Below are 9,184 nucleotides of genomic sequence, written 5' to 3' on the forward strand. Positions count from 1 at the left end.
CCACCTCCCCTGCAAGGGGAGGATTTGAAATGCTCCAGGGGACCGGATCGATTGGAGCGCTGGCCAAGCAGCTTCGCGCGGCGATGTCTCCGCCTGAGATTGCATTGTGGGTTGCATTGCAGGAGCGACCGGCTGGCTTGAAGTTTCGGAAACAGCATCCGTCGGGTCCGTACGTTGCGGACTTCTACTGTCATGCCGCGCGGCTGATCATCGAGGTTGACGGGCAGGCGCACGACTATGTCGATCGCCCAGCGCGCGACGCTTCGCGCGATCGCTGGTTCGAAGCGCGCGGTATCGCCGTTCTGCGTATTCCAGCCGTCGAGATTTTCCACGATTGCGACGCCATGGTTCGAGGTATCGTGGCGCTTGCCGTCGAGCGGCTCGCCACGCAGGAGGAATGAAATGGACTTTATCGCGATCCTGTCGATCTTCGTGCTGGCGTGTTTCGTCGGGTATTTCGTGGTGTGGGCGGTCACGCCCGCGCTGCACACGCCGCTGATGGCGGTGACCAACGCGATCTCGAGCGTAATCATCGTCGGCGCGCTGATCGCCGCCGCGGCACCGACGGTCCTGGGGGCGATCGGTGCCGGATCGGGCGTGGCCAAGGCGCTCGGGCTGCTCGCGGTGGTGCTGGCGAGCATCAACATCTTCGGCGGCTTTGCGGTCACCGCGCGGATGCTGGCGATGTACAAGAAGAAGGAACGGCCGGTCGCGAAGTAGCGATCGTCATCCCAGCGAAAGCTGGGATCTCGTGCGACTCCAGCGCCGCGCGAGCAACCGGGAGATGCCAGCCTTCGCTGGCATGACGAAGTGGGTAAGTGGGGACGAACGCGATGCATGAACTGACGGTCAGCCCCTGGGCATCGCTCGCCTATCTGGTCGCGGGGGTGTGCTTCATCCTCGCGTTGCGCGGGCTGTCGAGCCCGGCGTCGAGCCAGCGCGGCAACCGCTTCGGCATCATCGGCATGACGATCGCGGTCGTGACGACGCTGGTGACGCATGTGCCCGTCGTTCAGCATCTTCTCGTTTCGGACGCCGGGCCTACGATGGCCGTGCGCACCATCGATTGGGTCACGGTCGTCGAAATCCTCGCGGCGATCGGCGTCGGCGCAGCGATCGGCCTCGTCACCGCACGTCGGATCGCCATGACTGCGATGCCGCAGCTTGTCGCCGCCTTCCATTCGCTCGTCGGCCTCGCCGCGGTGCTGGTCGGCGTCGCGGCCTACCTCAACCCGCAGGCGTTCGGGATCTCCAACCTCGTCATCCCCCTGATCGGCCAGCCCTTCGCGGTCATCCACCCGGTCAGCCGGATCGAGCTCGGCCTCGGCGTCGCGATCGGCGCGATCACCTTCTCCGGCTCGGTTATCGCCTTCCTGAAGCTCAACGGCAACATGGGCGGCAAGCCGATCATGCTGCCCGGTCGCCATGTCATCAACATCGCGCTGCTCGCCGCCATCCTCGGCTTGATCGCGTATTTCGTCACCGATCAGTCGGCGTGGATCTTCTGGACGATCACGGGCTTGAGCTTCGTCATCGGCTTCCTGCTGATCGTCCCGATCGGCGGCGCGGACATGCCGGTCGTAGTCAGCATGCTGAACAGTTATTCGGGCTGGGCCGCGGCGGCGATGGGCTTCACGCTGCACAACAGCGCGATGATCATCACCGGCGCGCTGGTCGGCAGCTCGGGCGCGATCCTCAGCTACATCATGTGCCGCGCGATGAACCGCAGCTTCATCAGCGTGATCGCGGGCGGCTTCGGCCAGTCGTCCGATGCCGGCGGCCCGGCTGCGGCCAGCGATCGTCCGTGGAAGCGCGGCTCGGCCGAGGACGCCGCGTTCCTGATGAGCCAGGCCGAGCAGGTCATCATCGTCCCCGGCTACGGCATGGCGGTCGCGCAGGCGCAGCACGTCCTGCGCGAGATGGGCGACAAGCTGAAGGCCGAGGGCGTCCGCGTGAAATATGCGATCCACCCGGTCGCGGGCCGCATGCCGGGGCACATGAACGTCCTGCTGGCGGAGGCGAACGTGCCCTATGACGACGTGTTCGAGCTGGAGGATATCAACAGCGAGTTCGCGCAGACCGACGTCGCGTTCGTGATCGGCGCCAACGACGTCACCAACCCCGCCGCCAAGACCGACAAGTCCTCGCCGATCTACGGCATGCCGGTGCTCGACGTCGAGAAGGCCAAGACCGTGCTGTTCATCAAGCGCTCGATGGGCGGCGTCGGCTATGCCGGTGTCGATAACGACCTGTTCTACCGCGACAATACGATGATGTTGCTGGCGGACGCGAAGAAGATGGTCGAGGATATCGTCAAGGCGCTCGATTAGGGCCCGATCGCGTCGTGCAGAGGAAGTTCCCGAATCCAACGAAACTCGATCCAGTTCGGGTATAATACTTGGCCTGACGCAGGTTAGTCTCCGTATCACAACGGAGACCGTGATGACTCGACCGGCCGGCCCACCCGACGCGGCAGATTACGATAGCGGGATCGACGCGGTCCTGATTGCCGCGGCGAGTGCGCCGGACCGGTTGGCCGTTGCGCTAGCCGTGCTGCGTGGGCGGGTCGTCGGGCGGCTCGACTGGCAAGCGGCATTCGGCGATCATGCGACGCCGCACGTGATCGTCGTCGAGGCTGCCGGGGTCGATCTCGCGCTGCTCGCCGAACGCCTGCCGGTCATCGTCGATCAGGCGGCAGCCTTGCAGGCGGGGCTGGTCGTCGCCCTGGGCATGGATGAAATCGACGTCGTCGCTGCGGCGACGCTCGGCGGCAGCACGCGGTTGCTGGTCGATCCCACCGTCGGCGATTGCGTCGCGGCGATCGTGGTCGCCGCCGAAGCCGCGCGCCTCCCCGCCGGTGTGTTCGATGTCACGCGCGAAACCGACAGTACGCGACTGGAACGTCTGAACACGGAGGTCGCGCGGATCGCCGAGGCGCTCGCGCGGCTGACGCGTGCGGAGATCGACGAGGATACCCCTGCCGCGCCGATCGTCGGGGATCGGACGAACCATTACGGCGCGCGGCCGTCCCTGGCCGAGCCGAGCGCCGCCGACGTCCGGCGGGCGATCCGGGCGAGGCGGCTGCGCGACCAGTTCTTCGGCACTGCGCTGTTCGAGGATCCGGGCTGGGACATGCTGCTCGATCTCTACGCCGCCGAACTCGAGCGCGGGCGCGTGTCGGTGTCGAGCCTGTGCATCGCCGCCGCGGTCGCGCCGACCACCGCGTTGCGCTGGATCGCGCGGATGACCGACACCGGATTGTTCGAACGCCGCCCCGACATGCACGACCGACGGCGCGCGTTCATGGTGCTCTCCGACCGCGCGAGCGAGGCGATGCGCGGGTATATCGTGGCCACCAGAGGCGCCGACCTACGGATTCCGTGATCGTGCGACCCCTTTTAGCTTGCCCCGGCCGTCCGGCTTTGGCATCGCATCCCTACCCGAGAGGGGCGATTAGCTCAGTTGGTAGAGCGTCTCGTTTACACCGAGAATGTCGGCGGTTCGAGCCCGTCATCGCCCACCATTCCCAGCTGTCATCCTATGACATTGAAGAGCGCGGGGTTTCAAAAGCCCAGATTTGCGTCATTCGGGATTCTTACCCGCAATCATTCCACTCCGGCGCAACCCGACGTGAGAAGGGGGGGCTTCGGGGGTACCGATCTGACGAATGAGGGTACGCGCTCACGAATCGGCGGTGGCGCAGCCACACCCACCGACACGGTCGTGTTCGCGTACCGCGCCGAGTAGTACCTGAAGTAGACCGAGCCCGATGCTTACGACGTCCGGAAGCGCGACGCTTGGGAGATCGAGATGGGCACCGATCGCGATCGCGTCGACGTCTACAGCTGGAAAGTTCGTCAGGGCGCGACGTAGCGCCGCAAGGTCTGATTTTCTGGGCGCGGCAGGCCGTGCGCGGCGCCTATTTGATGCGGGACGGCGGCAGCGCGAGTGGTCCGCTATAACCGACACCTTCCGCCTGCATCGTGGATGGATGGACTCCTTCAAACCGCAGCCGTTCACGGGGCGGGAAGCGTTTCTGTGGTCGGTTGAGCATGCCGCGATCTACGGCGGGGAGGAGAGGCTCGGCACCCCCCACACGCACCTGGCGCGTGGAGAGCTTCTCACGGCCGTCCAAAAGCTGTCCCAGGCCTTCGACTGGTCGAGACCTCGGGTGCGTGGTTTCCTGCGGCGCATGGAGCGAGCCGGGATATGGCCGGTTCGACCGACAGGCGGTGGAATGCTGATCATCGCGGTCTGCGTTTTAGATCAGCACATCGTTGGGGAACCGGGGCTTGCGATATGAGCGGCTACGCGCGCGCCCAGCGGGGGCGATGGGAGCACCGCCCATCACCGAAGGCAATTACGATGAGCGACCTGGCACTGACCGCACCCGGCCATCTCCTCGATCCTCCCCCTACACGATGCAATGCGTGCCGCCCGCGCTGCTGTTGACCTCGGCGGACCGTAGTTTCGTGTTCGATGGGTCGCCCGCCTGGGCCGGACCATGCACGCCGCGTGCTTGCCCAGGCTGGCGGCGAGGCCGAGGCGGTCAGCACGCCGGACACGCTCCGGCACGGCGCACGACCGGTACCCCGGGATTGGCTGGGTGACCAGTTGGCGACCTTGTGGTCGTTGTTCATGGCATCGCGCTCGCAGGCCAATCCTGAGTTGCTGACGCTCTGGCTATCCGAGCACCTACGGCTACTGGCGGACCTGCCGCACGATATTGTCGCGATCGCTATCGATCGCGCCGTCCAATCAGCGTGACATGGGCTCATCCCGTTGATCGACGAGATGCGAGCCACCGCTGAACCGCTTGTTGCGGAACGAGCGCGGCTGATCGAGCGGCCCATCTCGATAGTCGAAGGGGAGGCTTGACGGTTTATCACGTTGCCGCCGCCGCATGCCCCCCCGGTCTAGTCATTCTTCGGGTCCGCTCCGCGAGATGTCGAGATCGACGTCTTCGCCAGCGTTGCCGCCGCCAGCACCCGATCCGCTGCCGTGAACCTCACCGGTTTTGTTGTCGATGTAGGCTCGCTTTCCCGCTTCCGGCGGAATGTCGCGACCGTCGGCGGGTTCGTCGGCACCAGCATCGTGGGCACCGTCACGGTTCTGAAGGTGACGCTCGGCTGCATGGTTGCCGCTGTCGTACTCGTCGCCGGAATAACCTTCGCCTTTACCAAACCCGTCCGCAGTTCGATCCGCGTTTCCGGACTTGATGCCGACGTCGTCGACAGGTTCAGGCGCGTTCTTATCGGTCATGATGATCTCCTACGTTCGCTCCCCGTCAACGCACGAGGCGCCAAAAACCGCCAGCGGGGTGCGATTGCTCAAAACATTCTCGAACAGAAGCGGGCCGCGATGAGCGCAGTGGCAGAGCCACCCTCATCCATTAACGCGGGGCAACTGCTTCGGGCATGGCCCCGCGGCATGGTGTAAGTGGTCAAGATATTTCTCGTATTCTCGTGGTTTGCCGCATAGTCTTCGATCTTAGGATTTGAAGGGGCTACGGAACGTGAACCAGCCGATCGGGCCGATCATGCATGAGCGTGGCTTCAGCGTTCAGCTTGGCAGCTTGCGCTTCGATGCATGGGACAGGAGAGTGGTTCGTCCTCCCACTGGGCAACTTCAGGGCTACGAGGCAAAGCCGCTGATCACCTGGCGCTTGGGAGCATCCGTGGCGGTCTGCATGCTGGTGGCGGTATCGATCGGCCTAGCGGCTCAGCATGCTAACGCCCGCTCCGCATACTCTGTCGTCGTGTCCGTGCCCGATCCCTTACCTAAGCGTAGCGTGGTCACTTTGGCCAAGCCTAAGGCTCAAGCTGCATCGGTAGCCAAGCATTCGCCAGCCGGTCTGACCGCACGTCCCGCGTTGCTGACAACGGCTGATCCGCCTGCGTCGTTTCCAGCGGTTGCCGCCACCGATCAGCCTCTCCCCCTGGTGAGCGTGACGACGGCAGTGCGGTTAGCGATGAAGACAGGCGACGCGCAAGAGTGGGGTGACCTATCAACCGGCGCGCGCGGCATCGTCGTTGTCGGCGGCGCACAAAACATCGGCGAGAAATCGTGCCGCGATCTGTCAATCCTTACCCGCAAGGATGGTCAGCCTGAAACCGTCGAGCAAAAGCGGAATTGCGAGCCAGCAATCGCTGCATGAGCAGCCCGCGACGAGCGTGATCGGCGGGCGGGACTTCGCGATCGCGGACATTAATGCGGCAACGCAGGATGGAGCGTCTGCGCAGCATCTCAAGCGCATCGAGAGCGGTTCGCCGAGAACGAGACGAACGATTTCCTGCATCCGAATACGGCGGGATACAAAAAGTGGGCCGGAGCGATTACGCCTACCGTCCTTAGCCTGAAGGCGCAGTCTTTGGGAACAGTTGACCAATAAAGACGCTATTTTATAGCGTGGTTCCAAGCGCACTCGTCGCAGAGGCGGGACGTTGAGCACATCTCATCTGCGCATGGCGCTGCTCTGAAAAAGGCGAGTATCCAAGCAGTGACACCGTGCATGCGGGAATTCTCCGACAGACGATTCATGGTTAACGTACTGCACCGCAGCATGCAACATACGTGAGCGTCAACTGGCTGTCAGTGTTTTACTATCCGGATTGAAATAGTGTGGTCCGCATTCGGATCAGATGAATGGTTGGAGACTAGCATGACTGATCATGCGGATATCGGCATCGCCACTCTACGCCTCATCGCTGGAGAAGCGTTCAGCGTTCACATGGCGATGGACGACGGTGTCCAGAGCATATCGGCCACCAGGTTGACGCATCCGCCGGCAGCGCCCCAGCCCGCGAAAGCGGAGGCGCTATTCGCCGCTCAGTCGCCGTGGAACTCCACACCGGTCAACCCGGTATTGGGCACCGATATTATGCCTTCCAAAAACCAGACCCCGTGGATCGAAGAACTCGCGTACTCGAGCAGGATCTTTCGAGCGGCTGTCACCGACGCTCCGGTCACGATCTATGGGCCGAAGGGCGGCGCAGATCTGGATATCGCCAACCAACTGGAGGCGGGTACGGTCGTTGTCCCGCGGTTCCCGGCCGGCGTGGTGCCGGCGACCGGGCAGGACGGCCACTGCGAGATCCTCGATCCAGTCGACGGCGCGCTGCACAGCTTTTTCCAGCTTCGCCAGATCGGTGTGAAGTGGTGCGCAACGAAGTACGCCAAGACTTCCTGGCGGGGCAGCGGCTTCGGTACGGTATCGAATCCCGACAACGTGCGAGCAGCCGGCTGCTCGACAGCGGGCGGCCTGCTGCTCGCGTCCGAGCTTGGTATGGACGTTGTTCCGCACGCGCTCGCGATCGGCATGGACAAGAGTGCCTTCGTCCCCGGGCCGATCTACCCGGCGACCCTGGAGGACTTTACCGGTGCGACCACATACAAGGGCGTGAAGGGTCAACGGTTCCCTATGGGTGCGCTGATGATGCTGCCCGCCGACTTCGATGCGGAGGCCCTTGCCTTGGTCGAAAGCCGGACGATCGCTCGGACGTTGAAGAAGTACGGTGGCTACATTGTCGACGCGACAGTCGGCTCGATGAACTTCTACGCGGAGATCGGCAGCGGCTGGAACAAGAGCTTTGTCGACAAGAAAACCGACAGCCGATTCCCTGCGGACATGCAGGCGATCAAGGCGGCGATGCGGCAGGTCGTCTCGCAGGCTGGATGGACAGACGCGGACGGCAAGCCGTTCACGCCCACGCCGCATCGGTCGATGAATCTGCTGTCGATGCGCGGCCCTTGGGCTGGCTACAACGGGTCCAAGGCGTTCGGTCGGTACGACGCGGCGACCGATCTATTCCAGGCCGAAGCGACGACCGAACCCCGCACCGTTCGTCAACTGCTCTACACGCATGCCGAGAACGATCCTGATCGCTTCAAATGGAAGAAGCAGTCGTGGAACCTGAACCCAGAGCCCGGCGTGAAATACACCGTTCGCGCGTTCGGCGCTGGCGACATAACGGCGACGCTGAGCGTGAAGAAGGCCGATTACAAAGCCAACTACTGCACGACCGGCGCGTTGGCGCCGGGGAAGTCGACGACGTTCACCTGGCCGAGCGATCCCGGAACGGTAACCGAGGTCTATGTCGACCAGCTCAAGGGTGACCCGGCGAGCATCCGGTTAGAACTGGTCAAAGCGTGAATAGAACAAAACCGATAGGGTGGGGCCCTTAATGATTTTTTCTGGACGACATGCATTTAGCAACGAATGATTTGTATATTATTTTGGGGCGTTCGCCAATTTCGGCGAGCCCATAAGCGACAAGCATTATTACTGCTAACGAGAAAAGACCGAGATTATAATTTTGAACCACGTTTGGGAAATTTGCTCTAGCGAATGCTAACAATGGCTCATGCACTGCATACAGAGTAAAACTTCCTCCAGCTAGCCATTCTATAGATTTGGAAAGCCATCTCGGAACCGAATCTTGGGAAGGAAGCAAGCTTAATCCAACAATGTTGCAAGATATAAGAAGAGCAATACCTAGATAGTAGCCTAGCGATATTGCTATAACTCTATAGCTCCCAGGCATGTAAATGCTTATGTATGGCCAGTCCCAAACCGACGCCTTGATGTATACGTAAATAAGAAGCGGGGCGCCAAACAGCAGTATGCCCAATATCGTGTTGGAATAGTCCTTTAGCTTCGACGTCACGTCAAATGTTGCGACACCAATAATCCAAAGCAGTAGGAAGGCAGCAATTTTTGGACCAAATAAAGCAAACCACAAAAGTAAAAGAACGGTCCGAATATTGCCACGCAAAAAAAGAAATAAGCCCATTATAAGATAAAATGGAAGCTCAAATCCGAGAGACCATAGGGGTTCGTCCGAACCAAATATAATATGTTGGAACCAGATCTCGTTCGTAAAAGATAAGATTCTGAAAGCGTGCCAAATGCCAGTGTCGGCGTTGAACCATGGTTGATTAACGTAGGCCTGAGAGTTTGTCGAAATGCCAACTGCATCGGCGATTGCGGTCACTATTATGGCAATGATAAGGACTGGGTATATGCGTGCTATTCGCGCCGTGGCGTATGTACGCCAATTGACGTGACCCCCGTTTTTTCCTCCAGTTGGAGCTAGAGTCCGACCCCGGAAAGGGACGGACAGATGAAGCGGAAGCAGTTTTCGGAAGAGCAGATCATCGGCATCCTGAAGGAGGCCGAGGCTGG

The 9,184-nt window shown here is 61.6% G+C and carries 9 protein-coding genes and 1 tRNA gene; 8 read left to right on the forward strand and 2 right to left on the reverse strand.

Annotated elements, in window-relative coordinates; all coding sequences use genetic code 11:
- Positions 1-29 precede the first annotated feature (29 nt).
- From SPHN_RS16875 to SPHN_RS16900, 6 genes are all read left to right on the forward strand, one after another.
- Positions 30-401, forward strand: a complete 372-nt coding sequence (locus SPHN_RS16875; RefSeq protein WP_248524940.1) for an endonuclease domain-containing protein — start codon at positions 30-32, stop codon at positions 399-401.
- Position 402: 1 nt separating this feature from the next.
- Entirely contained in the window at positions 403-720 is a 318-nt protein-coding gene (locus SPHN_RS16880) for a proton-translocating transhydrogenase family protein (protein ID WP_248524941.1), read from the forward strand.
- 113 nt (positions 721-833) lie between these two features.
- A complete protein-coding gene (locus SPHN_RS16885) occupies positions 834-2,330 on the forward strand; it encodes an NAD(P)(+) transhydrogenase (Re/Si-specific) subunit beta (protein ID WP_248524942.1) in 1,497 nt (498 codons plus the stop codon).
- A gap of 112 nt (positions 2,331-2,442) precedes the next feature.
- Entirely contained in the window at positions 2,443-3,384 is a 942-nt protein-coding gene (locus SPHN_RS16890) for a MarR family winged helix-turn-helix transcriptional regulator (protein ID WP_248524943.1), read from the forward strand.
- Between the two features lie 63 nt (positions 3,385-3,447).
- A tRNA-Val gene (locus SPHN_RS16895) sits at positions 3,448-3,523 on the forward strand.
- Between the two features lie 956 nt (positions 3,524-4,479).
- Complete coding sequence (locus tag SPHN_RS16900) at positions 4,480-4,767, forward strand: hypothetical protein (protein ID WP_248524944.1); 288 nt, start codon at positions 4,480-4,482, stop codon at positions 4,765-4,767.
- A 153-nt stretch (positions 4,768-4,920) separates the two neighbouring features.
- Here SPHN_RS16900 and SPHN_RS16905 read toward each other — a convergent pair whose 3' ends face one another.
- Positions 4,921-5,262, reverse strand: a complete 342-nt coding sequence (locus SPHN_RS16905) for a hypothetical protein (protein ID WP_248524945.1) — start codon at positions 5,260-5,262, stop codon at positions 4,921-4,923.
- Positions 5,263-5,515: 253 nt separating this feature from the next.
- On the opposite strand from SPHN_RS16905, the gene SPHN_RS16910 reads away from it, so the two are divergent.
- A complete protein-coding gene (locus SPHN_RS16910; protein WP_248524946.1) occupies positions 5,516-6,157 on the forward strand; it encodes a hypothetical protein in 642 nt (213 codons plus the stop codon).
- 573 nt (positions 6,158-6,730) lie between these two features.
- Positions 6,731-8,152, forward strand: coding sequence for a hypothetical protein (locus SPHN_RS16915; protein WP_248524948.1), 1,422 nt, complete (start codon positions 6,731-6,733; stop codon positions 8,150-8,152).
- Between the two features lie 28 nt (positions 8,153-8,180).
- Here SPHN_RS16915 and SPHN_RS16920 read toward each other — a convergent pair.
- On the reverse strand, positions 8,181-9,184 hold a 1,004-nt coding region (locus tag SPHN_RS16920), incomplete at its 5' end, for an acyltransferase family protein (RefSeq protein WP_248524949.1).

The organism is Sphingomonas faeni (assembly GCF_023195535.1).
Lineage (GTDB): Bacteria > Pseudomonadota > Alphaproteobacteria > Sphingomonadales > Sphingomonadaceae > Sphingomonas > Sphingomonas faeni_B.